The sequence below is a fragment of the Bradyrhizobium sp. JYMT SZCCT0180 genome, assembly GCF_018130165.1.
In the GTDB taxonomy this organism is placed as follows: Bacteria; Pseudomonadota; Alphaproteobacteria; order Rhizobiales; family Xanthobacteraceae; genus Bradyrhizobium.
Map to the genome: position 1 here is coordinate 89,966 of NZ_JAFCLZ010000002.1, position 22,990 is coordinate 112,955.

The window sequence follows — 22,990 nt, forward strand, 5'->3', positions numbered from 1 at the left end:
CTCCGATCCCGGCATGACAAAGGCGCCGGCACCGGTAAATGGTCGAGAAACAGCTAATAAGTCAGCTCAGCTACCGCAATCCGGTTTTCCGCTGCCGGCCAGGCCCGCGCCACGATTCGCTCCTGGTTGAACAGCGCCACCACGGCGCGGCCTGCCTCCTCAGCCGGAAGCCGCAAGGTGGTGACCGAATCGGTCGGCACGCCCGGTTTCACGTCCTTGGGCTCCTTGCCGTCGAACAGCACCACGTCGCGCGGCAGACCGAAATAGCCCCGCGGCCGCGACATCAGCACCACAGCGCCCGCACCGGAATCGGCGGATCCGAGCGGCCGGGCGGCCCGCAAATGCAGGATGTCGGAGGAGCGCGGGAATGGCGAACGGTAAAAATGCGTCGTGGTCGCGTGCGGCGAGGTCAGCACGATTTCGAGATACCAGGTCGGGTCGACCTGCGCCGGACCCCAGCGGCCATCGGCGCCGGTCTGCGAAGAATGAATCGGCCCGCCATTGCGTTCGCCGGTCTCGGCGGAGACGCGATAGACATCGACCGTTGCGCCGGATACCGGACGGTTGGTCTGAACGCCGGTCGGCGTGCCCGTCACCAGCCCGCTCAGCCTGACCTGCGCTTCCGGCACGATATCGAGACGCGACGGTTCGCGGCTGGCAATGAACTTGTAGATCTCGCGGAACGCGCGCGGATGGTACGCGGTCTCGCGATGATCGATTGCTCCGAGCGCCAGATTGGTTGCACCCCTCAGCGCCGGACCTTCTGCGGTCACGCCGGTTGGCGTGCCCGGCTTGCCGACGAAGCGGCCGTCGGCTTGCGCGAATTTGTCGATGCCGTCGCTGCGCAGCGTCAGAAATGCCGTGCCATCAGTGACTTCTTTTTCGCCCTCGTTGAGGCCGCGCAGGAAAGGCCCGCGGCCGTTGAACTCGCCGCCGAGGCCGTCGTCCCAGTCATAGACGCCGTGGTTGGGAACGCCGCAGAGCACGGCATGACTGACATCGCCGCCGCCGCCGTTCTTGACATAATTGCGGATCGAATTGCCGCCGCGCGAATTGCCGACCAGCGCGACGCGCGGCGCACCGGTGCGGCGCTTCAGTTCCTTGATCGCCTCGGCGAGTTCGCGGCGCTGGTCTTCGGTCGACGAGCGGTTCGGCTGCTCCACCTTGTCGTCGCTGCGCGCCAGGGGATCGGTGAAATTGATCGCGAACATCCGCTCGTGCGGCACGCCGTTCGATTCCATCCGCCACAGCGTGGTGATCCAGAGCGCGGCATGATCGCCGTTGCCGTGCACGAACAGGATCGGCGGAATATCGGCGGCGGCAGGACCAGCCGGCGCAGCCTGTGCCAACGCCTGAAATCCGAAGGGGCCGCCCAGCAAAGATAGCGCGCCGGCGCTTTTCAGGATCGATCGCCGCGATAGGCTCATTTTGTGACCTTCCGTTACTTTTCAGTACTTTAGCTGTGTCCTAGCACCACCGAGGGCGGTGTAACTACTGGACAGGGCAGGGTTTTGGCAGGCATCACTTTAAAATCAAATGGAATCAAACCGGTGACAGGGGACAGGCGGAACGGACCATGACCGACCAGCCTAAGCGCTCGCGTTTTGCCGCCGACAGCATCGCAGCGCCGTTGCGGCACGCGGTGTTCCGGCGGATCTGGCTGGCCAGCCTGGTGTCCAACCTCGGCCTGTTGATCCAGGGCGTCGGCGCGGCCTGGGCGATGACGCAGATGACGTCCTCGGCCGACAAGGTCGCCTTGGTGCAAACCGCCCTGATGCTCCCCATCATGCTGATCTCGATGCCGGCCGGCGCCATCGCCGACATGCACGACCGGCGCGTCGTGGCGCTGGTCTCGCTGTCGATCGCACTGGTCGGCGCCACCGCGCTGACCGTGCTGGCGTGGCTCAACCTCGTGACCCCGAATGTGCTGCTGGCGCTGTGCTTCATCGTCGGCTGCGGCATGGCGTTGTTCGGGCCGGCCTGGCAGGCCTCGGTCAGCGAGCAGGTGCCGGCGGAAACGCTGCCGCAGGCCGTCGCGCTCAACGGCATCAGCTATAACATCGCGCGAAGCTTCGGACCGGCGGTCGGCGGCATCGTGGTCGCGACCGCGGGTGCGGTCGCGGCGTTTGCGGTCAATGCGGTGCTCTATCTGCCGCTGATGGTCGTGCTGTTTCTGTGGAACCGCACCCACGAACCGTCGCGCCTGCCGCGCGAGCGTCTCAACCGCGCGATGGTCTCCGGCGTACGCTATATCGCCAACTCGCCGTCGATCCGCATCGTGCTGATACGAACATTGGTCACCGGCCTGATCGGCGGTTCGGTCTCGGCGCTGATGCCGCTGGTGGCGCGCGATCTCTTGCATGGCGGCGCGCAGACCTACGGCATCATGTTAGGCGCCTTCGGCATGGGCGCCGTTATCGGGGCGCTCAACATCACGGAAGTGCGCAAGCGGCTGAGCGGCGAAGCCGCGGTGCGCGCCTGCGCGATATCGATGGCCGGCGCGATTGCCGCCGTCGCATTCAGCAAGAACGCGGCGCTGACCGCAGCGGCGCTCGTGCTCGCCGGCGGCGTGTGGATGCTGGCGGTCGCGCTGTTCAACATCGGCGTGCAACTCTCGGCGCCGCGCTGGGTCGCGGGTCGCTCGCTGGCCGCCTTCCAGGCCGCGATCGCCGGCGGCATCGCGGTCGGAAGCTGGGGCTGGGGCCATCTTACGGACTACGCCGGCGTCGAGGCCGCGTTGCTGGTCTCCGCAGGCCTGATGCTGGTTTCGCCTGTTCTCGGCATCTGGCTGCGCATGCCGCCGGTCGGCGCGCGCAACGAGGCCGCCACCGAAGTGCTGGCCGATCCCGAAGTGCGGCTGTCGCTGACAGGGCGCAGCGGACCGCTGGTGGTCGAGATCGAATATCGCGTGGCGCAGGACAACGCCCGGCTGTTCCACAATGTGATGCAGGAAGTGCAGCTGAGCCGCCAGCGCAACGGCGCCTATGGCTGGTCGATCGCGCGCGACATCGCCGATCCGGAATTGTGGACCGAACGCTATCACTGCCCTACCTGGCTGGATTATCTGCGCCAGCGCAACCGCGCGACGCAATCCGAACGCGCGTTGCACCAGCGCGCGATCGACTTCCACCTCGGACCCGAGCCGATCCGCGTGCGCCGCATGCTGGAGCGGCCGTTCGGATCGGTGCGCTGGAAGGAAGATACGCCCGACCGCGCCGCCAACGAGGTATTGCCGGTCGCGACCGTGGCGGGGAGCAGTACTTGATTGTCATTCCCCGATGCGCAATTGCGCATCTGAGGGCATCGCGAAGCGATGAGCCCGGAATCCACTGGGCGGCAGGTTACGCGGATGAATGGATTCCGGGCTCGTGCTTCGCACGCCCCGGAATGACGGAGAGACTAACTACCGCCCGTGGCTCGCCAGCGTTTGCTGACAGCCCTTGCTGATACGGGCGCGGTTCTGCTGCAGGCACGCCAGCACGACCATGTCGCCGTCATTCATCTGGGCGCGGCAAAACCGCGAGACGTCGCGGGCGCAGGCGTCATGGCCCTGTTGCTGCTGCGCCGAAGCCATCGAGGTCATCAGAACAAAGGGAATAACGAAAAGAAATCTGGTCATCTTAGTTGCCTTCACACACAGCAATAAACGATCCCCGCCTTCTATCGCGTTTTCAGGCGAAAGCCAGCCCGGACCTGGTCCGGCAAAAAACGGCGCGCGGGAAACGAAAAAAACGCCTGCGTCGCATCGACGCAAGCGTTTTCGAGAGCCGAAGCGGAATGGGATTATTGCGCGGCGACCTTGCTGGACTTCTGCGCCGCGAAATCGCGATCCATCACAGCACGGCAACCGCTGGAGAGATTGCCGCGATTCTTGACCATGCAGGCGGTGATCTTCGGAATGTTCGGGATTTCAGAGCTGCAAAGGCGGAAGGCATCGCCCGTGCACTGCGAGCGGGCTTCTTCGCTGAAGGCATAGCTCGCGGTCGAAGTAACAGCGGAAAGCGAGGCGGCAACGGACAGCACGACACTGACGTTGCGAACGGTGGTGAAGAAAGCGGTCATTTTCGGCTCCCATTGGCGCCGCGGATGCGGGGCCCCTTGTTGATGACCGCACCATGCACCTGGGTTCCCGCACCTGCTGTGACGTTCATCACACAGAGATAAGCCCCTAATTTTCCAGAACTCCCGGCGCCGTGTTGGGGAGGCGTTAAGACCTTATTGGCATTAATGGCCCGTTGCGTTGTGTCCCTTGCGTTATGTGGAAAGTGTAACGATGCGTAATGCGTTAGGCCTGATGCTGGCCACTGTTGTTTCGGCGGCTGTGATCGCCGGTGTTTGGTTCTGGACCTCCTCGCCGCGTGCCGATGCGGCAGCCCCTCAAACTGTCGCCGCCCGCAAGGCCGAGCCGTTGCCGGCCACCGCCAAGCCGAAGGATGACGTCGAGGTAACGGCGTCGCTCACCAAGCCGGCGCCGCCGCCCGCACCTGCTGCGCCGGTGGCCGCAAAACCGGCTTGCACCAATCCCGATGCGCTCGGCGTCAGCCGCACGGTCATTATCGACACCACGGGCGGACCGGGCTTCGGCTTCCTGCAATACAAGCAGTTCGACTTCCTGACCGAGAAGGAGGTCGTGCTGACCTTCGACGACGGTCCGTGGCCGACCACACCTGCGGTGCTGAAGGCGCTGGCGGACGAATGCACCAAGGCGGTGTTCTTCCCGGTCGGCAAGCACACGACCTATCATCCAGAAATCCTCAAGCAAGTCGCCGCCGCCGGCCACACCGTCGGCTCGCACACCTGGTCGCACGCGCATCTCGACGGCAAGAAGATGACGGAGGCGCAAGCCAAGGAAGAGATCGAGAAGGGCTTCAGCGCCGTGAAGATGGCGATCAACGCTGCGCCCGCACCGTTCTTCCGCTTTCCTGGGCTCGGACACACCCAACCCGCGCAGACCTATCTCGGCACGCGAAACATCGCGATGTTCTCGGTCGACGTCGATTCCAACGACTTCAAATCGAGCGGCCCCGACCAGGTCATAAATAACGTCATGACCAAGCTGGACAAGCAGGGCAAGGGCATCATCCTGATGCACGATCTGCAGAAACATACGGCGACCGCCTTGCCGACGCTGCTGCGACGCCTCAAGGCCGGTGGCTACAAGGTCGTGCTGATGAAGGCCAAGGCGCAGCTCGAGACCTTGGCCGAGTATGACGCGATGCTGGTCAAGGACCTCAAGGTCCCGACCGTCGCCAGCCGCCCGATCGCCAGCGTGGTGCAGACGGCTCAGGAGTAGGCAAGCGCGGCGTCGCCGGCATCAACCCACAACAATAACGCGCCCCGGCTAGAACCCGCGGGCGCGTTTTGCTTTCTGGAATTACCAGTAAATGCCGTGTCGATGCAGGGCGTTGATGATACGCCGTTCGGTCCAGTAGCGTGACCTCCGGGGCTTATCGTATCGCGGACCATCATCATATCGACGCGAGTCCGAGTATCGCGGCTCATCCTTGTAGCGCGGTTCGTCGCGATATCGCGGCTCGTCCTTGTAACGGGGCTCGTCCTTGTACCGCGACTCGTCGCGATACCGGTCAGGCTTGGCTTCGACGATCGCGGGACGCTCGACATATCTCGGAGTTTCCGCTTTGGGCGCCTCGGCCGCGCGCGGGGCTTCAGCCTTCGGCGGTTCGGCAACTTCGGCAATTTGCGGCGGCGCGCTGGTCCTGGCCGGTGCGGCGGTTGTTTGCGTATCGCTGCCGGCCAGCGAGAGGCTCCGCTTATCCCCGGCCTGCGCGCTGGCAGACGCCAAAACGAACCCTGCGATCAGAATGAATTTGCGCATGTGTGTCTCCCGTTTTTGGTGGCGGGAAAACTAGGCGAGGACCGCGGAGGGTTATGTGAGATAGGTCACGCAAGGCGTGCGCGGCTATCTGAAGCGTTGGGAGTTATCGGCGTCCCAGGGAGGCATCGGCCGACGCAGTTTCACTGATGAAGGGCACCGGCTTGACCTTGTCGCCTGGCGCAAGCTTTTGAAATCCGTCCACCACCACCCGGTCGCCCTCACGCAGACCCTCGTTGACCAGCCACAGGCCACCCTGCGCCTCACCAAGACGGACCGGCTGTACCGCGACACGGCCATCGTCCCTGACCACAAAGACCTCGCTGCCTCCCCCGGCGTTGCGCTGGACGGCCTGCTGCGGCACCGTGATGGCGTCGGCGTCGACCCCCTGCTCGATGAGAACCCGGACATACATGCCCGGCAGCAATTCTCGCCTCGGGTTTGGAAACTCCGCCCGCATTGTCACCTGTCCGGTATGGGCATCGACCTTGGATTCCGAAAACAGCAATTTGCCGAGCATTGGATAACCGGTTCCGTCATCCAGCACGAGGCGAACCCTGGCTGTCGTGGGCGCAATCCGGTCCAGGTCGCCGTCGGCAAACGCGCGGCGAAGCCGGTTCATCTCGGTCACCGATTGGGTGAAATCTGCGTAGGTCGGATCAAGCTGCCTGATCGTGGCGAGATTGGATTCGTTCTGGACGACAAAGGCGCCTTCACTGACAAGTGCAGCGCCAACCACGCCATCGATGGGAGCGCGGATGGTTGCGTAGTTCAGGTTGAGCCGTGCGCGGGCAACGTCGGCCTTGCGGGCCGCGACGTCTGCTTCGGCCTGACGCAACGCTCCGACTGCCTTCTCACGCTGGGCTTCAGAGACCACCTTTTGACTCGCGAGCAGCGTCGTTCGCCTCTCCTGATGCGAAGCCAGTTCGAGCGCGGCCACAGCCTTTGCCAGCGACGCCTCGCTCGCCCGCAGTTCGACTTCGAGCGGCCTTTGATCGATTCGATAAAGCGGATCGCCGGCCTTTACTTCGGAGCCCTGGTGGAACATCCGCTCAACCACGATGCCCGATATGCGGGACCGAACATCGGCAATGCGCGTGGGCGCGATGCGGCCGGGCAGTTCGCGCACCAGGGCGCGCGGATGCGGTTTCACGGCAATGACGCCCACTTCGGGCTCAATCTTTGCCGCGGCTTGCGCAGCCCTCGGCTCATCGCAACCAGCAAGAAACGGCGCAAGGCTGACCAACAACAAAGCTCCGCACGCACGCCGCGAGTGATGCCCCATTCGAACCCCCAGTACTTCCAAGATGTGCCAAGCAGTCCGATCGGATTCGGTCGCTTTGAGCAGGGTTATCGTCGTTGGATCAGATCGGATCTCGGAACCGTCCAGCGTCATTTACCGCGAATTGCTTTAGGAATGACTAGTGCACTATCCGCCGGCAGACCTGACAGGAATTTCCTGACGTTCCGCAGATCATCGTCGTTCTACTATTCAGGGTAACGCCGCACCCGGGATAGCCGTGAGCCGACGATGAGGATCATAGAGCTCGCTGTCGCACTCACGATCTACCTCGGAAGTGCCTGCGTGGCCGCATTGTTGATGATGCTGCTGGTCTGGTACGGGCTGGGAGTTCCTCCGGCGGCATTGAGGCTTAATGCTCTCATCTCGGCGGGTGCCATTGGCTTCGTGGTCGTGGTGGCGATTTCGGGTGGAGCCGACGAGAGCGAAGAATAACGGGAGATTTACGCAAATTTTTTCAAGATCGGGGGCTTTGAAATGCTGGATGGCAAGACAATCAAGAGTCCACCTTTGGCCTACTGCGTTCCGTGTTTGGAAAGAACGCCACACCGTTACGAGCGGTTAGGCGTCGACGGACGGTTGACGTCCAGAGCTGTCTGCCTGATCTGCAACAATGATTCACGCAGCGGAGCTGTTCCACAGATCGCTGCGGGGTCCTCTCCATTGCCATGAACATCTCGGGAGCTGCCTTGGCAGCATTTCCCATCCCGCTGATGAGGCAACTGCCGCCTGACAGGCTTTTCCTGACGCCCGCACGATTGGTTGCGCTCTAGAATGGCACCGAGCGCAGCAACGAAAGAATGGGGAATGCGACGGTGGGCCGACCCAACTGCGAGTTGATCAAGCCATATGGAAGCAGGCAATTGCGGGAGCGGGCGATGTTTTTCAAGCGCCTGGCGGTCGGCGCAGCCGACCCGAAATTTGCAGCAAAACTTCAGGCCCTGGTCGACGAATATGAGGGCGAGGCCGCGCGGGCGGAGCGATCCCTGGAGACGCGAGCCACGCCGGCGGTCCAAAACTCACCGGCTGAATAATCGCTGAATTATCCTCCGGCAATCGCATCACGATCTGCCGCCAGGAAATCCTCTCCCGTTCGCACGCACAAGCTCGGCCCAGCCCATGGCAGCCCAATACGTCCCCGGCGAGGTTCGGGACTTCATCCTGAAGTACATCGCTTCGGTGGCGCAAATCGAAGCCCTGCTGCTCATTTGGTCAAACCCCGGAGAGCGCTGGGGAGTGACTGATATCGCAGCCCGCATCTACGCCAGCGAGACGGAAACCGCGAAGGCGCTCGAACGGCTTTCCGTAGACGGGTTCGTGCTTTGCGCGAATGGCGGCTTTCGCCTGAACGCGTCAGCAGAAAACATCGACATGATTCGAAGACTTCAGGAAGTCTACGCCCGCCATCTCATACCGGTGACCGACATCATTCACGGCCTGTCCTCGAACGCTCCCTCAACGGCGGAGACGTTCAGCCTCAAAAAGGATCGCTGAAGTGCCCGTGAGCGCATGTAACGTTTGCATCGAGGACGGCACATGCATTGCGTCTGTTTTGCGCCGACTGGCATGGGGCGTGCTTTTGATGGCCTTGTTCGTTCCGCAACCGTCATATGCCCAAAGGCTCTATTCCTACGAACCGCTGATGATGGATCCGTATACCACGATCTATGTCAACGACGGCTCGTGTTCGGCCGGCAAGGTCTTGAAGGTGCAGGGAGCACCGAGGAATCAACGGCGGAAGAAGAGCTGCGTGCCGATGAGTGACCTCAAGACCGCTCCACGATGATGATGCGCGGCGCAGCGCGTTGCCTCATGGACGACAAATGCCACGTGACTTCACGCCTGTTACAGGCGATCAATTTGGCGTCGCAAGCCAGCCCTGCCTGATGCCATAGCGAACGATATCCGCGCGGCTATGCAGCCCCTTCTTTTCGGAGGCGCGCGCCTTGTAGGTCTCCACGCTCTTGACGCTGATTTCGAGTTGCCCGCCGATCTGCTTGTTGCTGAATCCCTGCGACACGAGTTTGAGGACGTCCTCTTCGCGAGGACTGAGCTCACCGCCATCGTCCTCGCCCGCCGACACGAGTTCGGGCACTTTCGCCGATGTCTTTTCGGCGATCGCAGGATCGAGGTAGAGCGATCCCTGGTTGACGGCCCGGATGGCGCGAAGCAGTTCGTCGCCGGCCGATCGCTTCAACAGATATCCCCTCGCTCCGGCGTCCAGCACCGGGTGGACGTAGGCGCGATCCTCATGAACGGTCAGCGCAATGATCTTCACTGCCGGGCACCGCTTGCTCAGACGACGCGCCAGTTCCATGCCGCTGAAATCCGGCAGGGACAGATCGATCACCGCGATATCCGGGGAGCATTCGCAAATCGCCTTCAAACCCGCCGCTCCGGTATTCGCCTCACCAACGAGTTCGACGTCCGGCACATCAAGCAGCAGCGCGCGAATGCCCGCCAGCACGACAGGATGATCATCGACGAGGGCGATGCGAATGCGGGTCATCTGACACTCACCAGCTCTTCCAGCGGAATCTGGACAAAGATCGTACTGCCTTTTCCTGGCGCGGATTCCACGGCAATCTTGCCGCCGAGAAGCGCCACGCGTTCCTTCATGCCGGAAAGCCCCAATCCGGGCGCGCGGCCATCAGACACATTGCGTTGCGAGGTTTCCGGATCGAAACCTATTCCGTCGTCCTCAAGGACCAGCGCCAACCCTTCCGATTTCTTTTCGAGCACGAGACTGATCTTGCTGGCCTGGGCATGCTTCAGGACGTTGTTCAACCCTTCCTGAACCAACCTGTACAGCACCGCCGCCACATCGGCGGGAAGTTGATCGTCTCGCCCGAACGTCTGAACATCGACACGAACACCATAGCGCTCCTGCCACTCCGCAACGTAGGCCTCGATCGCTTTGAAAATTCCGAGGTCGTCGATCGCCGTCGGCCGCAAGTCCGAAGCCGTGCGATGAATATCGCGGCCTATCTGTGCCGCGAGCTGTTCCAACCATCGTACCTGCTCGGTTGCCGCTGCTCCGTTGTTTCCTCTGGCGAGCCCCTGCTCGAGTGCCTTGAGGCCCAGCGACAACCCTGTCACCGTCTGGCCGATCTGATCGTGCAGTTCCCGCGATATCCGGCGCTGCTCCTCTTCCTGGGCGGAAGCAAGCCGTCGAAGCAGATGCGACCGCTCCGCCTCCGCGCGCTTGGAAACATCGATGTCGGCGAGCACGCCGTGAATCACATGGCGATGATTGCGCCGCCCTTCAGCTCTCCCTGCCGCGCGCAACCAGTACTCCCCGCGGTCGTCGGACTGGATCTGAAATGCGACGCTGCTCGACTTGCCGCTCTGCAGGCACGCGGCACCAAACGAGGCCAGCGCCGGGCGATGCGACGGTTCGACTTTCGCGAAAATGCCGTCGGCCGGCCATTTTGTTTCACCCGATCGCGCGGCCGGCAGGCCCAGCAATGCGCAAAAGCGACTGCAGCCGCTGAACTCGTTTGTGTGCAGATCCCAGCGCCAGGTGCCGAGTTCGGCGGCGTCGATCGCAAGCGCCCCGCGTTTTTCGCTGTCCAGCAAGGCTGCCGCCGATTCAAGCGCCTCCATGCGACGCCGGCGGGCAATTTCCCGGGCGATCACCAGACCAAGGGCAATGGCGAGCCCGACGCTTGCGGCGGTTCCGCCAAACAACAGCTGCAAGGAACGGGACACGGGAGCGTTCAGTTCGGCGAGCGGAACGCCCACATGCACCGACCATCCTTCGGTGCCGGCCAGCACGCGATGGACGGTTTCGACATCCATGCCCTCACTGGTCTTGGTGTTGCGCGAATTCGCGCCGCCGCGAGCAATGGCTTCCTGCACTGCGGGCGTTTTCGCATCTGCCTTGCCGGTGTTCGTGTCGGGCGTGCGCGCCACCATCCGCTCTTTGGCGTCGATCACGGTGCCGGCCCATCCGGCCGGCAGTCCGGCTTGACCGAGGATCGTGCCGATCTGGTCGGGCAACAACCCGATCGTCAGGATGTAGCGGAGGTCACCATCACGGATCACCGGGACACGCAGCGAAACCAGCTGTTTGCCGATCGCAGCTTGGTACGGACCAAGTCCGCCAAGGACCGGCTTTCGCGTGCGGACGGCGGCGTTGAAGCTTTCACCGTCCATGACCGGTCCGAGCGGCGCACCGAGCGGGCGCAGCACGTTCAATACCTGCTCCTGATCCGGCTTCGTCAGCGCGGCCGTCTCCCAGAGCGGGCGTGCGGCCACTATCCGCGTTGCCTCGCGGTAGAAGTCTCCCAGATTCCCGCTGTCGAGTGCGGCCGAACTTGCCAGCGTTTCCGCGACCTGCATCTCACGCGAAATTTCGGCTTCGATCTGATGCGCGACCTGGGTCAGCGCTTCGGTGGCCGCTTTACGCGCGTAGCTGCGTTCCTGGTCAGCGGTGATGTAGGCGATCCATCCCCCGAGAAGCAGGACCGGGATGGCGGCGGTCAGAACCAGCGCGGCGAACAGCCATATGCCCTCGTTCCTTCGTCCTGAACCGGAGGAAAGCCTGTCAGCCAATTCGGCGATTACAGCTGTGCGCATATCGTTCCGCCGGAGCAAATTGAACCCGGACCAGCCTTACGGGATTTAGCGGATCGGACCAGCCTGACCTTGGTCTGCCAGGCAGACTGTTGGCCGTACGGGCGTCAGGTAAATCCTGACGCTCGCAATCCATCGGGGTTCCAGATCCTTTGGTTCCGGCCTCGCCAAAGCTGGCATGACCGCAGCGAATGCAGCCAATCAAACCACTACCGGGACCGTGTTGCGTCGTCGGCCAGTTCCAGTGGATCTTGAGCGGCCTCAAAACGGGGAATGAGGCCGGCGGGAAGCGCAACCAGCTTTGCTGCACGGTTGGCGGACGATCCAAATACGGTGGCCGCCGCGACGTGCTTTGCGAGTTGCGTATAGTCGTTCCAGATCAAATAAAGCATCAGCGGTGGCTGCTCGCCATTATCAAGCAATTGGCGGGCGCGTTCGCCGGCTCCCTCGGTGAGCCACCATTGGTGCGCCAACGTGACAATCTTTCGAAAGTTACGAATCGTGCCGGACTGCTTGCTGGGGTGAACGCCCGACAATTGGGCGCAATGTGTCAGCCAATTGAGGCCGGCCAAAATAGCAATCGCAAAATCGGTCGTCGCAGTTCCGGTGAAATCGATCACGGTCTCGTCGTGAGGGCGCTGAAACAAGTAAGCGTTCATCATCTCGATCTGGCGGTCCGCACCGGTCAGCAACTCGAATTGCGGGCTTGGCACCATCGTTACATATCGCATCGCTTCGAGTCGGGTGTGATCCCAAACCGAGCCGATATCGCCATCCAGATCCGAAAGCGCCCGCTTGCAGGCCGGATAGATCAGTTTGCCGTTATCGGCATCATCGAGGTATCGCGGAACGCGACTGCGTATTTCTTCAAGGATCGCGTCCGATCCGCCAACGCGTGCCCGGTCGGCGGACTTCGTCGAAGGCTTTTTCGATTTCCACCAGTCGAACACTGCCTTGCCCTCTGGCCAGGCGAAGAAATCAGGAGCAAAGCCAGATAATAGCGACCGCCATTGGCAAGCCCAAGACCAGGGCAACGGCAATTGTCGATGTGAATGCGGAAAGCAAATTTACCCCCAGTTGCACCTTGCCCGGTTCAGACATGGCTCTACTCCACGGTTCGGAATGGCAAAGCCGTCACCGGGACAGCGGAGACGGCTTCTCGCCGCACACTCGTTTCCAGAAGGGACAGCGCAGGGTGCGCCGACATGGTTAATGGCGGGTTAACGGCGCGGGATGGGCAGGGGAAAATGCCGGCAGGCGGCGCTGCTTCGCCTAATCCGGTCTTTCGCGGCAGGGAGCGGAAGGCAGCGAATGGTTTCGCGATCGACAATCAGGCGCCGCTATTGAATAGCTCATCACGGCATGGATGCTGAAACGGTCATGCCCATAGCAGTAGTCTTCCTGGACCTGCCCTGACGTCAGCTTCCGGGTGCTCAAAGTGTTGCTCCCAAAAAAATGCCCCAGCGATTGCCGGGGCTCAAGTTTCAAGTCAGGGAGGAATCAGGATTCGGAAAAGAGGCTAGATCGCTTCCCACTGCTCAATCGGAAGCTTGCCTTCGTAACTCGACATCATTTCGGTCGGATTGATTGACCCGGTGACACCTGCTTGGGAAGGCGTGAGCACGGTGTGCGACCATGCAAATGCAACCATGAACGCAATCGCGAGGGCACCGATTGAAAGGACTACTTTGCGCATCGTTGGCTCCTTGGTTGGCGAATTCGATGCAGCTAGGATGCGCGCATCGTGTTTCAGGCGTTTGCCATCGCAAGCCAGGAATGGTGTCGCCGCAGGATTTGTTGGTTTCACCGGGAACTGCACGAAGAAATGTCCTCACGAACTCGCGAGGAAAACGTCAGTCAAGCACCCCTGATGCGGGTGCCGAACGATAACGAACTGTCCGCCCAAAGAAGACAGCATTGCTGTCCCAACTGTGTACACCCTTGCTCGCGACGAGACGTGGCGACAGCTGCGCCTGGAGCCGCAACAAGGGGCTCCTGAAAACTAATCCGTTGGCTGTCTAAGTGTGAGTTCGGTCGGATATGGACAATTTTTTATTTGGGCCGGGAAATGTAATTGTCCGCCGATGAACCCACACCTAGCTTTTTATCTCATTGGCGCATTCGTCGTCATCGTTGTGAACGTCTTCGCGTTCGCGTTCTTTTGGGCGGACAAGCGGGCCGCCGAACTTGGCGAGCGGCGCATATCTGAATCGACGTTGTTGATGTTAGCTGCCATTGGTGGGGCGCCCGGCGCAATCGCTGGTCAACAGTATTGGCGGCACAAGACCCGCAAAGAACCGTTTCGAAGTATGCTGTTCGCCATCGCTGCATTTCAGGGCGTGGCTCTATTGTGGATTCTCTTGGTCCGATAACGGGCGACCCCTCAAAATCTCCGGGCTTTTAGCGTTCCTCGGGACTCGATTCCGAGTGAGGGATTCCGTCGTTCACAACGACAGGAAGCACCATGACCAAATCGCAAACCGATAACGGTTTGGCGAGCGTCAACGCGCCGGGGCTGACGTTCGCGCCGCGCCCCTGTGAGGCCGCCGACAGCGAAACTTGGGCCTGTATCACTTCGAGACAATCGCCCGTCCCCGGCATGCCCGAAGCCGTCCCCGCGCCCGATCCGTCCCCGGCCGATTTTCGCGACCCGGCGACCGGCACTACGCCGGAAGGCAAAATGTAAGAAAGTCCTGATTTTGTTGGGTTAGATGAATGGTGCCGCAAACAGGACTCGAACCTGTGACCCCGTCATTACGAATGACGTGCTCTACCAACTGAGCTATTGCGGCGGACCAGACGCAGCGTTCGGTAACTGGGCCGAAAACGCGTGCCACCTGATATCGGGCAGCGCCCGGCTTGGCAAGAAAAACGCAGCGGTAGAGCCTTTTTCCGTTCCGATTGAATCGGAACGGGGCTCTAGATTCTTGATTTGACGCGTTTTCTTGACGCGAACCGGTATCCATCCCGCATCAAGTGCGGGACAGGCTTTCGCTGGAAAACGCTCCGGAAGCCTACTCCCCGCCCCAGCGTGACAAAAATCCCCGCCAGCCGCCGGCCTGGGCCTTGGGCGGGCCGATTTGCTGGGCGAATTCGTCCGGAGGACCGTCTTCGTCGATTCCGGGGTCGTCCGGCGCCCGGACAATGGGAATCACGGCCGGAATCGGCGCCGGAACCGCCTTCGGAATGTCCTGGCGGGCGCGAAACAGCGGCGCGGCAACGGCCGGGGCCGGTTGCTGGGCGGGCGGCGGTGCCGGCTCGGGCTCCGCGGCAGGGGCCGGTTCCGGTTCGACGCTGGCGGCCGGCGGCGCGTTGTCCTGGGCGGCCGTAGCTGCGGGCGCGACAACAGGCTCCGGCGCGACGGGTGCAGGCGGTTCCGCCGGCGCGGTTTCGACCGGGGCCGGAGCCGGCGGCTCGAGCACGACCGCGCGGCGCGGCGTTGCCAGCATCGCCTCTTCGAACGGTGAGGATTCGATGGCAGGGCCCTTGTCGGACGGCAAGGCCGCGACCGGCGTCTGCCACTGGAAGGCGTCGAGGCGGCCGGTGACCGGCGAGACCGGCCGCCAGCGATCGCTGACATAGCCATCCGCGGTCCAGGCCGGATCGTGCATCGCGCGCACCGCGCGCAAGGTCCACGCCCGCGCCCGGCCGCTGTCGCCATGTTCGGTGCGCTCGATGTCGGCCATCAGCAGCGCCACCCGCTGCGTCGGTGCGGCGATGAACGGCGCCAGCGCTTCGCGCGCCTTGGCAAATTCGGAGGCGTCGATCGCGGCGCGCGCGATCGCGAGCGCGCCCTCGATATGGCCGGGCGCTTTCGCCGCCAGCGTTTCGACGCGCACCAGCCGCTGGCGCGCGGAATCACCGAGCTTCACATGGGCATAGGCGTCAGCGAGATCAGGATGCGGCTGCGCCAGCCACGCGGTCTCGACCAGGCGCATCGAACGCCGCACCTGATGCGCCTCGCTTTCGAATTTGCTGGCGAGCACCGCAGCCGGCACCAGCGTCGGCGCCAGCTTGACCGCCTCCATCACGCTCTGACGCGCGAGGTCGCGATCGACCTTCTCGAGTTCAAGCGCGCGTGCCGTCAGCAGCACTCCGCGGTGACGGCGATAGGTCGCCTTGTCGATCAGCCCCGAGGATTGATTGTTGTCGAGAATACGTAGCGCGCCGGTCCAGTCGCTCTTGGCGCAGCAGAATCCCAGCACCGCGTGCGACGCCCATGAGGATGACGGCGACAGTTTCAGCGCTTCCTCGGCGACCATCACGGCGGCGACGGGATCATCGGCGCGCTGCGCCTCGATGAACAGGCCGCGCAGGCCCAATAGCCGCGTATCCTCGCGCTCGGCCATGGCGTGGAAGGCGCGCTGCGCGCCTTCGCGATCGCCATCGAGCTGCGCCGATTGCGCTTCCAGCAGCAGCGCCAGCGGATCCTCTGCCGCATGGCGCCGCGCGACGTCCGCATGAGCGCGGGCGGCGGTGGAATCGCCGTGGCCGATCGCAAGCAATCCTTGCGTGATCGCGTGGCGGCCGCGCGCCTGGCGCTTCTCGCGGCGATTCTTGCGGATTCGCGCCGGCGTGCGCCACAAGCCGCGCAGGATCGCCCACAGCATGACAGCCGCGACGATGACGATGCCGAGCCCCGCCACGAACCTCGGCAGCGTGGTCGATATCTTCAGATTGCCCGACAACAGCACGACATCGCCGGGCTGTTCGGCAACCCAGGCTGCGCCCCATGCTCCGAGCGCGATCAACAGCAGAAACAGAATGATCCGGACCATCGGATTCCTTATTGCGGCGGTTTGGCGAGCACGGCCATGGCGTCGGCCGCAAATTGACGGGAGGCGGCCAGCGCGGCATCGCGCGCATCGGCCTTGTCGAGCCAGGCTTGCGCCGGAGCGCGGTCGGCCGGCGCCAGCGTTTTCAATTCGCGCCGCGCTTCATTGGCATCGTTGCGCAATGCCGCCGCGGTCGCCCGCGCCACCACCGCGCCGCGGTCATTGCCTGCGGTATCGGTGCGTTCGATGCGGACCAGTTTTGCGGCGCCGGCCTGCAGACGTTCGACGATGCCCGAGCCAGTCGTGGCAGTGTCCTGCGGCACCGCCGGCGACAATTTCGGCACCAGCGTCAGCAATTCGCCCGAGAGCTTGCCGGCGTTCGGCACGCCCGTTGTCGCGAACGGCTCGAGCGGCTTTAGCGCGTCGGCGTTGGGCGCCAGTGCCTTCGCCGTGGTCAGCGCCGCCGGATAGGGATCGCCGGCTCGAACGAGAACATCGAGCAGGGCCGCCGCCACCAAACGGCGCAGCGGCTGATCGTCGGCAGGCTTCGTCTCGATCGGCTTTAAGTCGGCAATCTTGCTGCCTTGCTGTGCGATCTCGGCGGCCTGCGCCTGTACGGCGCTTTCGATCTTCGCGACCTGTTCGTTGATCCCGGAAAGATCGGGCGCGGGTGCGGGAGTGCCGTCGGCACGCGGCGCCAATTTCACCTCGTTGACGGCGGACGCAAGTTTTTCGTTCTGCGTGCGCGCGGTTGCGAGTTCGCCGCGCAGCGCAGTGAGTGATTTTTCCAGCGTATCGATCCGCGCCAGGGAAGCGGGATCGGCCACCGGCGCGGCGGGCTTGCTGGTCTTCGTCTCCAGACCTGCGACACGCGTGGTGAGACCGTCGATCGCGGCGTTGAGTTGCGGCGCAGGAGGCGTTGCCGCCGGCTGAACGGCGGGCCAGCCCAGCATCCAGCCGACGCCGATCACGAGCGCGGCCGCCACCGCGCCGGAGACGGGCGCAACGATCCAGGGCGAGACCGGTGCCGACGCAGGCACCGGTTGCGGCTCAGGTTCCGCCGCAGCCGCCGCGGTTGCAGTCTCGGTGTCGGCCACCGCGGCCTCAGATGCTGCGGTCTCGGGCGCCGCGGTATCCGCCGTCGGCGTATCGCCTGCTTTCGCGGTCTCGCTGGTCACTTCAGTCGCCTCGAGATCGATCGTCGGCGGCTCGCGCTTGGGCCGCTCCGATTCGGGCACTGATCCCTTATTTTCGGGCCTGTCGTCGACCATCGCAGCGGTTCCCTTAGCGTGAGTTACCCTGAACCTAGCAGAATCGGGCGGGGTTAGGCCAATCGGGTCCGCAAAGCACGGCCCAAAGCCTCGAACAAGGCATTTTCGTCGGCCTGGACGGCCGCCGTGACCTGCGTCGCGCCGGCATCGCGCAACACGGCGGCAACGGCCGTGGAAATGCAGCATTGTGGCAGCGCCAACGCCGATATTTCGACGCCGCCCGACCGCGCCGCGTTCAGAAAGGCGCGCGCGCTGCGGCGAGAATAATGCAATACCGCCTCGACCCGGTTCGCCACGAAAGCGTCACATATTTCCTGCGGCAGGCTGGACGCCGGAATCATCCGGTAGGTCGTGTGCGTCACGACGGTAAACCCCTTCTCGCCCAATTCGCCCGCGAGATCGCGCGCGAGATCGGCGCCGGCCAGATAGAGCAGCGTGCTGGCTTTCTTGAGTTGCTTCGATTTCACAGCTCCCAGCACCAGGTCGCGCAGCGCACCGGCGTCGCCCCTGGCCGCGATCACCTCGCTGAAACCGGCGTCGCGGGCAGCCGAGGCGGTATGTTCGCCCACCGCGAACAACGGCAATTTCAACAGCCGGCTATCGGCCAGATGCGGCGCGATGGCGCGCAGCGCGTTGGCTGACGTGACGATGATGGCGCCGTAACGGGCATCGGCATCGTCATGGAAGGGCACCGCCTCAAATCGCAGCATCGGCGCCCGGAGCACTTCAAAACCCCTGGCGCGAAGCGCTGTGGCGGTGGCCTCATCGTCCGGATGCGGGCGCGTGACGAGAACGGCCATGCCTCAGATCTCCAAAAATGTCTTGGCTCAACCCTTGGCCCAACTCTTGGCTCAACCCTAGGCGCAATCCTTGCCGCAAGAAAAAGCCTTGGCGCAAAATGTTTCGGCTTTAACCGGCGATTGCACCTAGCGACCTCGTAATGCTACCGGGTTACGGAAGCGTTGTTTTGACCTGATACGCAAGGGATCAAATTGGATAACGACACGCCGATGCTGGTGCTGGGTATCGAGACCACCTGCGACGAGACCGCGGCGGCGGTGATCGAGCGGGCGAGCGACGGCAGCGGCCGGATCCTGTCCAATATCGTGCGTTCGCAAACCGACGAGCACGCCCGCTTCGGCGGCGTAGTGCCGGAGATCGCGGCGCGCGCCCATGTCGATCTGCTCGACGGCATCGTCGATGGCGCGATGAAAGAGGCCGGAATTGGCTACGCGCAGTTGTCGGCGGTCGCAGCCGCCGCGGGTCCCGGCCTGATCGGCGGGGTGATCGTCGGCCTCACCACCGCAAAGGCGATCGCGATGGTGCACGACACGCCGCTGATCGCGGTCAACCATCTCGAGGCCCACGCGCTGACGCCGCGGCTGACCTGCGCGCTGGCGTTTCCTTATTGCCTGTTCCTTGCCTCGGGCGGTCACACCCAGATCGTAGCCGTGGTCGGCGTCGGCAAATATGTCCGGCTCGGCACCACCGTCGACGACGCCATGGGCGAAGCCTTCGACAAGGTCGCCAAGATGCTGTCGCTGCCCTATCCCGGCGGGCCGGAGGTCGAGCGCGCGGCCGCCGGCGGCGATCCGAAGCGATTTGCGCTTCCGCGCCCGATGCTCGGGCGGCCGGATGCGAATTTCTCGCTGTCAGGACTGAAGACCGCCGTGCGCAACGAGGCCAGCCGGATGATGCCGTTGGAGCCGCAGGATGTCAGCGATCTCTGCGCCAGTTTCCAGGCCGCGGTGCTGGAATCCACCGCCGATCGATTGAGCGTCGGCCTGCGGCTGTTCCACGAGCAGTTCGGTCCGCCGCGCGCGCTGGTCGCGGCCGGCGGCGTCGCCGCCAATCACGCGATCCGCGACGCCCTGCAGGATGTGGCGGCGAAAGCGCAGACCACGCTGATCATTCCGCCGCCGGCGCTCTGCACCGATAACGGCGCGATGATCGCCTGGGCCGGCGCGGAGCGGATGGCGCTCGGGCTGACCGATACGATGGATGCGCCGCCCCGCGCGCGCTGGCTGCTCGATGCCAATGCCGCGGCGCCCGCGGGCTACGCCAACACCAGGGCGGGATTTTAGAGATGCCGTCCGAGAACACCGTCGCGGTGATCGGCGCGGGCGCCTGGGGCACGGCGCTGGCGGCCGTCGCGGCGCGCGCGGGCCGCGATGTCATCCTCTATGCGCGCAACGCCGAAAACGCCGCGCAAATGAAGATCGCGCATGCCAATCCGCGGCTGCCGGGCATGCGCCTTGATCAGCGCATCGAAATCACCAACCGCATCGCGGCCGCGGCCGGCGCCCACATTATCCTGATCGCAACGCCCGCGCAGAATTTGCGTGAAGCGGCCCTGGCGCTGGCCCCGCATCTGAAGAAGGCGACGCCGGTGATCGCCACCGCCAAGGGCATCGAGCGCGGCACGCATAAATTCATGACCGAAGTGATCGCGGAAGCCGCCCCCGACGCAATACCTGCGATCCTGTCGGGACCGAGCTTCGCCGACGACGTGGCGCGCGGCCTTCCCACCGCCGTGACGCTGGCGGCAAAGGACGAAGCACTGGCAAGTGCGCTGGTGCAGGCGCTCGGCTCAGCCACCTTCCGGCCCTATCACACGACAGACATTCGCGGCGTCGAGATCGGCGGGGCGGCGAAGAACGTGCTGGCAATCGCGGCCGGCATCGTTGAAGGACGCAAGCTCGGCGCCTCGGCGCTGGCCGCCTTGACCACGCGCGGCTTCAGCGAGCTGGCGCGGCTCGGTCGCGCCTGCGGTGCGCGCGCCGAAACGCTGGCGGGGCTTTCCGGATTGGGCGACCTGATCCTGAGCTGCTCCAGCCTGCAATCGCGTAATTTCGCGCTCGGCATCGCGCTCGGGCGCGGCGAGCAGCCGGCGCGAGACAAGCTTGCGGAGGGCGCATTCACCGCGCCGGTGCTGATCGAGCTGGCGGCTTCGCAGAATGTCGACATGCCGGTATCAAATGCGGTCGCGGCGATATTGGCCGGCAAGGTGACGATCGATGCCGCGATCGAGGGATTGCTGACGCGGCCGTTCAAGGCGGAGGAATAGTTTCACCTCGTCATGCCCGCGCTTGTCGCGGGCATCCACGTCTTGATACTAGCCTCGAAGGAAGACGTGGATGGCCGGAACAAGTCCGGCCATGACGGAGAGATGGTGGACGCTATGAATTACTGGCTGGTGAAGTCCGAGCCCTCGGTGTGGTCGTGGGATCAACAGGTCGCGAAAGGCGCCAAGGGCGAAGCCTGGACCGGCGTGCGCAATTTCACCGCGCGGCAGAATCTCGTGGCGATGAAGAAGGGCGACCGCGCCTTCTTCTACCACTCCAACGAGGGCAAGGAGATCGTCGGCATCGCGGAGATCATCAAGGAGGCCTATCCCGATCCGACCGACAAGACGGGCAAGTTCGTCTGCGTCGACATCAAGGCCGACAAGCCGCTCAAGACCCCGGTGACGATGGCCGCGATCAAGGCCGACAAGAAACTCGCCGCGATGGCGCTGGTGAAATATTCGCGGCTGTCGGTCCAGCCGGTCACCGCGGACGAATGGAAGATGGTCTGCAAGATGGGCGGATTGTAGGGGCATCGTAGCGGCCGCGCAGCGCCGACGCGCTATGAGCAGAACCTTGCGGGGCCAGACACAAAATCGCGAAAACAACCCCATGCAAAGTATCGGGATCTCTACGGAACGGTAATATAGAACCTTCTCGTAGGAACTTAACCATTCCTTATCCCGTAATCCTCCCCGATCGCTTTTGCAGGGGAAATTTAGCATTTCGGGCGCTTACTCCCGGGCGTGCGGCAAGCACGCCAGCGGGAGAGATACGCCTTGAGATCGGGTTCCAGCAGCCTGAACGCGACGCCGCTTGACGACGCGGCGGATGTGCTCGTGACGCCGGCGCTCGAAGCCGAGACCGAGCGGCTGCTGTCCCAGCGCACCCGCGACATCCGGTTTTCTCCCGAAATGGTTCGCGCCTATCGCAGCAAGGACTGGCCGCAGCGCAGCAAGATCGCGCGCGCGTGGATGGTCTGGGTCGGGCTGATCAGCATGGCGTTCGTGCCGATCAGCTACCTGCTCGCGCCCGACTTCCTCATCCACACCACCATCATCAGCGGCCTGCTGGTTCCGGCGATGCACGGCTGTGCCTATCTGGTCTGGCGAAAACCCCGCAGCGCCGCGGTCGAAGGCCTGGCGCTGCTGCTGTTGATGACATCAGTGATGATTGCTTACGGCTTCCTCGCGGTCGCCGCGGGCGGCAATTACGAGCGCTTCCTCACCTGCATCATGTACGTCAACACGATCGCGATCGTTGTGTTCAGCGTCGACTATCTCTGGACGCTGTCTTTGATGATCTGCTCGATCGGAATCTTCTTCGGCTTTGAAATCTTCAATCCCGTGATCGAATCCAAGGAAGCGGTCGGCACGTCGATCTTCTATGCGATGGGCATGTATGCGGCGACGATCGCGCGCAAGACCCAGTCGATCCTCGGGCAAAAAGCCTTCCTGCTGTCCTTGCGCAACCAGTATCGCAGCGACGCCCTGAGGCGCGCCAACCATCAATTGGAAATTCTGGCGACGCGCGACCCGCTTACCGGGCTCGGCAACCGCCGTTCGGCGACCGATCTGATCGACCGGCTCTGGCGCGACCCGACGGTTCCGAAAGCCAGTATCGCGTTCATCATGGCCGATATCGACTTGTTCAAGCACCTGAACGATACCGCCGGCCACGCCGCCGGCGACGCCTGCATCAGGCGGGTGGCTGATACAATCGAGGACTCGGTCCGGCTCGGCCTGGATGCGGTGTTCCGCTATGGCGGCGAGGAATTCCTCGTCGTTCTCGCGCACGCCACGCCCGATCTGGCCTGGACGATCGCGCAACGCATCCGCAGCGCCGTGGAGGGGCTCGGCATCGTCAATCCCGGAATCCATCCCGCCGACGATTCGACCTGCGTGGTGACGATCAGCCTCGGCGTCGCGTTCGCGCAGGAAAACGCCGCGCCGGAGATGGTCGCCAAATGGGCTGACGACGCGCTGTACGACGCCAAGCGCGGCGGCAGGAATATTGTGTTTTTGTCGAATGCGCATGCGGCCGGCGAGGATGCGCGTGATGCGCAGGCCGTTGCCGTACAGCCGAGGCAGCGCGTGTAGGGTGGGCAAAGGCGCATTGCGCCGTGCCCACCATCTATCCAAGGTGACTATCGTAAAATGGTGGGCACG

General features: G+C 63.5%; 24 protein-coding genes and 1 tRNA gene. 11 read left to right on the forward strand and 14 right to left on the reverse strand.

Annotated elements, in window-relative coordinates; translation table 11 throughout:
- Positions 1-53: 53 nt before the first annotated feature.
- The gene (locus JQ641_RS03035; protein ID WP_211994365.1) at positions 54-1,427 is read right to left on the reverse strand and encodes a hydrolase; all 1,374 of its coding nucleotides are present in this window, start codon (positions 1,425-1,427) and stop codon (positions 54-56) included.
- A 149-nt stretch (positions 1,428-1,576) separates the two neighbouring features.
- Here JQ641_RS03035 and JQ641_RS03040 point away from each other — a divergent pair, with 149 nt between their 5' ends.
- Positions 1,577-3,265 carry an MFS transporter gene (locus JQ641_RS03040; RefSeq protein WP_211994366.1) on the forward strand — a complete coding sequence of 563 codons (1,689 nt, stop codon included), beginning with the start codon at positions 1,577-1,579 and terminating at the stop codon, positions 3,263-3,265.
- A 138-nt stretch (positions 3,266-3,403) separates the two neighbouring features.
- On the opposite strand, the gene JQ641_RS03045 is transcribed toward JQ641_RS03040, so the two are convergent.
- Positions 3,404-3,619 (reverse strand): hypothetical protein, encoded by a 216-nt coding sequence (locus tag JQ641_RS03045; protein ID WP_211994367.1) that lies wholly within the window; start codon positions 3,617-3,619, stop codon positions 3,404-3,406.
- Positions 3,620-3,783: 164 nt separating this feature from the next.
- Entirely contained in the window at positions 3,784-4,062 is a 279-nt protein-coding gene (locus tag JQ641_RS03050; protein ID WP_211994368.1) for a hypothetical protein, read from the reverse strand.
- Positions 4,063-4,273: 211 nt separating this feature from the next.
- Between JQ641_RS03050 and JQ641_RS03055 the strand changes: the two genes are divergently transcribed.
- On the forward strand, positions 4,274-5,293 hold the full coding sequence (locus JQ641_RS03055) for a polysaccharide deacetylase family protein (RefSeq protein WP_211994369.1): 1,020 nt from the start codon (positions 4,274-4,276) through the stop codon (positions 5,291-5,293).
- A gap of 81 nt (positions 5,294-5,374) precedes the next feature.
- Here the strand turns inward: JQ641_RS03055 and JQ641_RS03060 are convergent, their stop codons facing one another.
- Positions 5,375-5,836 carry a hypothetical protein gene (locus JQ641_RS03060; protein WP_211994370.1) on the reverse strand — a complete coding sequence of 154 codons (462 nt, stop codon included), beginning with the start codon at positions 5,834-5,836 and terminating at the stop codon, positions 5,375-5,377.
- Positions 5,837-5,939: 103 nt separating this feature from the next.
- On the reverse strand, positions 5,940-7,118 hold the full coding sequence (locus tag JQ641_RS03065) for an efflux RND transporter periplasmic adaptor subunit (protein ID WP_211994683.1): 1,179 nt from the start codon (positions 7,116-7,118) through the stop codon (positions 5,940-5,942).
- A gap of 300 nt (positions 7,119-7,418) precedes the next feature.
- Between JQ641_RS03065 and JQ641_RS03070 the strand changes: the two genes are divergently transcribed.
- From JQ641_RS03070 to JQ641_RS03080, 3 genes are all read left to right on the forward strand, one after another.
- A complete protein-coding gene (locus JQ641_RS03070) occupies positions 7,419-7,568 on the forward strand; it encodes a hypothetical protein (RefSeq protein ID WP_211994371.1) in 150 nt (49 codons plus the stop codon).
- Between the two features lie 443 nt (positions 7,569-8,011).
- Positions 8,012-8,167 carry a hypothetical protein gene (locus JQ641_RS03075; protein WP_211994372.1) on the forward strand — a complete coding sequence of 52 codons (156 nt, stop codon included), beginning with the start codon at positions 8,012-8,014 and terminating at the stop codon, positions 8,165-8,167.
- Between the two features lie 85 nt (positions 8,168-8,252).
- Positions 8,253-8,627: a hypothetical protein gene (locus tag JQ641_RS03080; protein ID WP_211994373.1), complete on the forward strand. Its 375-nt coding sequence runs from the start codon at positions 8,253-8,255 to the stop codon at positions 8,625-8,627.
- A gap of 361 nt (positions 8,628-8,988) precedes the next feature.
- On the opposite strand, the gene JQ641_RS03085 is transcribed toward JQ641_RS03080, so the two are convergent.
- The 5 genes from JQ641_RS03085 to JQ641_RS03100 all read right to left on the reverse strand — a co-directional run bounded on the left by JQ641_RS03085 (position 8,989) and on the right by JQ641_RS03100 (position 13,530).
- Positions 8,989-9,642, reverse strand: coding sequence for a response regulator (locus tag JQ641_RS03085; protein WP_211994374.1), 654 nt, complete (start codon positions 9,640-9,642; stop codon positions 8,989-8,991).
- Positions 9,639-11,714 carry a sensor histidine kinase gene (locus tag JQ641_RS03090; protein WP_211994375.1) on the reverse strand — a complete coding sequence of 692 codons (2,076 nt, stop codon included), beginning with the start codon at positions 11,712-11,714 and terminating at the stop codon, positions 9,639-9,641. The genes JQ641_RS03085 and JQ641_RS03090 overlap by 4 nt, the downstream gene beginning before the upstream one ends.
- 206 nt (positions 11,715-11,920) lie before the next feature.
- On the reverse strand, positions 11,921-12,661 hold the full coding sequence (locus JQ641_RS03095) for a hypothetical protein (protein WP_211994376.1): 741 nt from the start codon (positions 12,659-12,661) through the stop codon (positions 11,921-11,923).
- A 28-nt stretch (positions 12,662-12,689) separates the two neighbouring features.
- Complete coding sequence (locus tag JQ641_RS38395) at positions 12,690-12,812, reverse strand: hypothetical protein (protein ID WP_283813455.1); 123 nt, start codon at positions 12,810-12,812, stop codon at positions 12,690-12,692.
- A 418-nt stretch (positions 12,813-13,230) separates the two neighbouring features.
- Positions 13,231-13,530, reverse strand: coding sequence for a hypothetical protein (locus JQ641_RS03100; RefSeq protein ID WP_211994377.1), 300 nt, complete (start codon positions 13,528-13,530; stop codon positions 13,231-13,233).
- 265 nt (positions 13,531-13,795) lie between these two features.
- On the opposite strand from JQ641_RS03100, the gene JQ641_RS03105 reads away from it, so the two are divergent.
- Positions 13,796-14,083: a DUF1294 domain-containing protein gene (locus JQ641_RS03105; RefSeq protein WP_211994378.1), complete on the forward strand. Its 288-nt coding sequence runs from the start codon at positions 13,796-13,798 to the stop codon at positions 14,081-14,083.
- 92 nt (positions 14,084-14,175) lie between these two features.
- A complete protein-coding gene (locus JQ641_RS03110; protein ID WP_211994379.1) occupies positions 14,176-14,397 on the forward strand; it encodes a hypothetical protein in 222 nt (73 codons plus the stop codon).
- Positions 14,398-14,427: 30 nt separating this feature from the next.
- On the opposite strand, the gene JQ641_RS03115 is transcribed toward JQ641_RS03110, so the two are convergent.
- The 4 genes from JQ641_RS03115 to JQ641_RS03130 all read right to left on the reverse strand — a co-directional run bounded on the left by JQ641_RS03115 (position 14,428) and on the right by JQ641_RS03130 (position 18,557).
- Positions 14,428-14,503, reverse strand: a tRNA-Thr gene (locus JQ641_RS03115).
- A gap of 222 nt (positions 14,504-14,725) precedes the next feature.
- Positions 14,726-16,489 (reverse strand): heme biosynthesis protein HemY, encoded by a 1,764-nt coding sequence (locus JQ641_RS03120; RefSeq protein ID WP_211994380.1) that lies wholly within the window; start codon positions 16,487-16,489, stop codon positions 14,726-14,728.
- 8 nt (positions 16,490-16,497) lie between these two features.
- A complete protein-coding gene (locus tag JQ641_RS03125) occupies positions 16,498-17,757 on the reverse strand; it encodes a COG4223 family protein (protein WP_211994381.1) in 1,260 nt (419 codons plus the stop codon).
- Between the two features lie 53 nt (positions 17,758-17,810).
- Positions 17,811-18,557, reverse strand: coding sequence for a uroporphyrinogen-III synthase (locus JQ641_RS03130; RefSeq protein ID WP_211994382.1), 747 nt, complete (start codon positions 18,555-18,557; stop codon positions 17,811-17,813).
- A gap of 210 nt (positions 18,558-18,767) precedes the next feature.
- Here JQ641_RS03130 and tsaD point away from each other — a divergent pair, with 210 nt between their 5' ends.
- From tsaD to JQ641_RS03150, 4 genes are all read left to right on the forward strand, one after another.
- Positions 18,768-19,841, forward strand: a complete 1,074-nt coding sequence (gene tsaD, locus JQ641_RS03135) for a tRNA (adenosine(37)-N6)-threonylcarbamoyltransferase complex transferase subunit TsaD (RefSeq protein WP_211994684.1) — start codon at positions 18,768-18,770, stop codon at positions 19,839-19,841.
- 2 nt (positions 19,842-19,843) lie between these two features.
- A complete protein-coding gene (locus JQ641_RS03140) occupies positions 19,844-20,824 on the forward strand; it encodes an NAD(P)H-dependent glycerol-3-phosphate dehydrogenase (RefSeq protein WP_211994383.1) in 981 nt (326 codons plus the stop codon).
- 114 nt (positions 20,825-20,938) lie between these two features.
- Complete coding sequence (locus tag JQ641_RS03145; protein ID WP_211994685.1) at positions 20,939-21,352, forward strand: EVE domain-containing protein; 414 nt, start codon at positions 20,939-20,941, stop codon at positions 21,350-21,352.
- 249 nt (positions 21,353-21,601) lie between these two features.
- A complete protein-coding gene (locus JQ641_RS03150; protein ID WP_211994384.1) occupies positions 21,602-22,921 on the forward strand; it encodes a GGDEF domain-containing protein in 1,320 nt (439 codons plus the stop codon).
- Positions 22,922-22,990: the final 69 nt, after the last annotated feature.

Bases quoted from the DNA above. Each gene is read 5' to 3' on its own strand.
- JQ641_RS03040 (WP_211994366.1), top strand. From the start codon at position 1,577: ATGACCGACCAGCCTAAGCGCTCGCGTTTTGCCGCCGACAGCATCGCA.
- JQ641_RS03050 (WP_211994368.1), bottom strand. From the start codon at position 4,062: ATGACCGCTTTCTTCACCACCGTTCGCAACGTCAGTGTCGTGCTGTCC.
- JQ641_RS03080 (WP_211994373.1), top strand. From the start codon at position 8,253: ATGGCAGCCCAATACGTCCCCGGCGAGGTTCGGGACTTCATCCTGAAG.
- JQ641_RS03145 (WP_211994685.1), top strand. From the start codon at position 20,939: ATGAATTACTGGCTGGTGAAGTCCGAGCCCTCGGTGTGGTCGTGGGAT.
- JQ641_RS03105 (WP_211994378.1), top strand. From the start codon at position 13,796: ATGAACCCACACCTAGCTTTTTATCTCATTGGCGCATTCGTCGTCATC.
- JQ641_RS03130 (WP_211994382.1), bottom strand. From the start codon at position 18,557: ATGGCCGTTCTCGTCACGCGCCCGCATCCGGACGATGAGGCCACCGCC.
- JQ641_RS03035 (WP_211994365.1), bottom strand. From the start codon at position 1,427: ATGAGCCTATCGCGGCGATCGATCCTGAAAAGCGCCGGCGCGCTATCT.
- JQ641_RS03110 (WP_211994379.1), top strand. From the start codon at position 14,176: ATGACCAAATCGCAAACCGATAACGGTTTGGCGAGCGTCAACGCGCCG.
- JQ641_RS03140 (WP_211994383.1), top strand. From the start codon at position 19,844: ATGCCGTCCGAGAACACCGTCGCGGTGATCGGCGCGGGCGCCTGGGGC.
- JQ641_RS03125 (WP_211994381.1), bottom strand. From the start codon at position 17,757: ATGGTCGACGACAGGCCCGAAAATAAGGGATCAGTGCCCGAATCGGAG.
- JQ641_RS03120 (WP_211994380.1), bottom strand. From the start codon at position 16,489: ATGGTCCGGATCATTCTGTTTCTGCTGTTGATCGCGCTCGGAGCATGG.
- JQ641_RS03090 (WP_211994375.1), bottom strand. From the start codon at position 11,714: ATGCGCACAGCTGTAATCGCCGAATTGGCTGACAGGCTTTCCTCCGGT.
- JQ641_RS03085 (WP_211994374.1), bottom strand. From the start codon at position 9,642: ATGACCCGCATTCGCATCGCCCTCGTCGATGATCATCCTGTCGTGCTG.
- JQ641_RS03075 (WP_211994372.1), top strand. From the start codon at position 8,012: ATGTTTTTCAAGCGCCTGGCGGTCGGCGCAGCCGACCCGAAATTTGCA.
- JQ641_RS03065 (WP_211994683.1), bottom strand. From the start codon at position 7,118: ATGGGGCATCACTCGCGGCGTGCGTGCGGAGCTTTGTTGTTGGTCAGC.
- tsaD (WP_211994684.1), top strand. From the start codon at position 18,768: ATGCTGGTGCTGGGTATCGAGACCACCTGCGACGAGACCGCGGCGGCG.
- JQ641_RS03055 (WP_211994369.1), top strand. From the start codon at position 4,274: ATGCGTAATGCGTTAGGCCTGATGCTGGCCACTGTTGTTTCGGCGGCT.
- JQ641_RS03045 (WP_211994367.1), bottom strand. From the start codon at position 3,619: ATGACCAGATTTCTTTTCGTTATTCCCTTTGTTCTGATGACCTCGATG.
- JQ641_RS38395 (WP_283813455.1), bottom strand. From the start codon at position 12,812: ATGTCTGAACCGGGCAAGGTGCAACTGGGGGTAAATTTGCTTTCCGCA.
- JQ641_RS03060 (WP_211994370.1), bottom strand. From the start codon at position 5,836: ATGCGCAAATTCATTCTGATCGCAGGGTTCGTTTTGGCGTCTGCCAGC.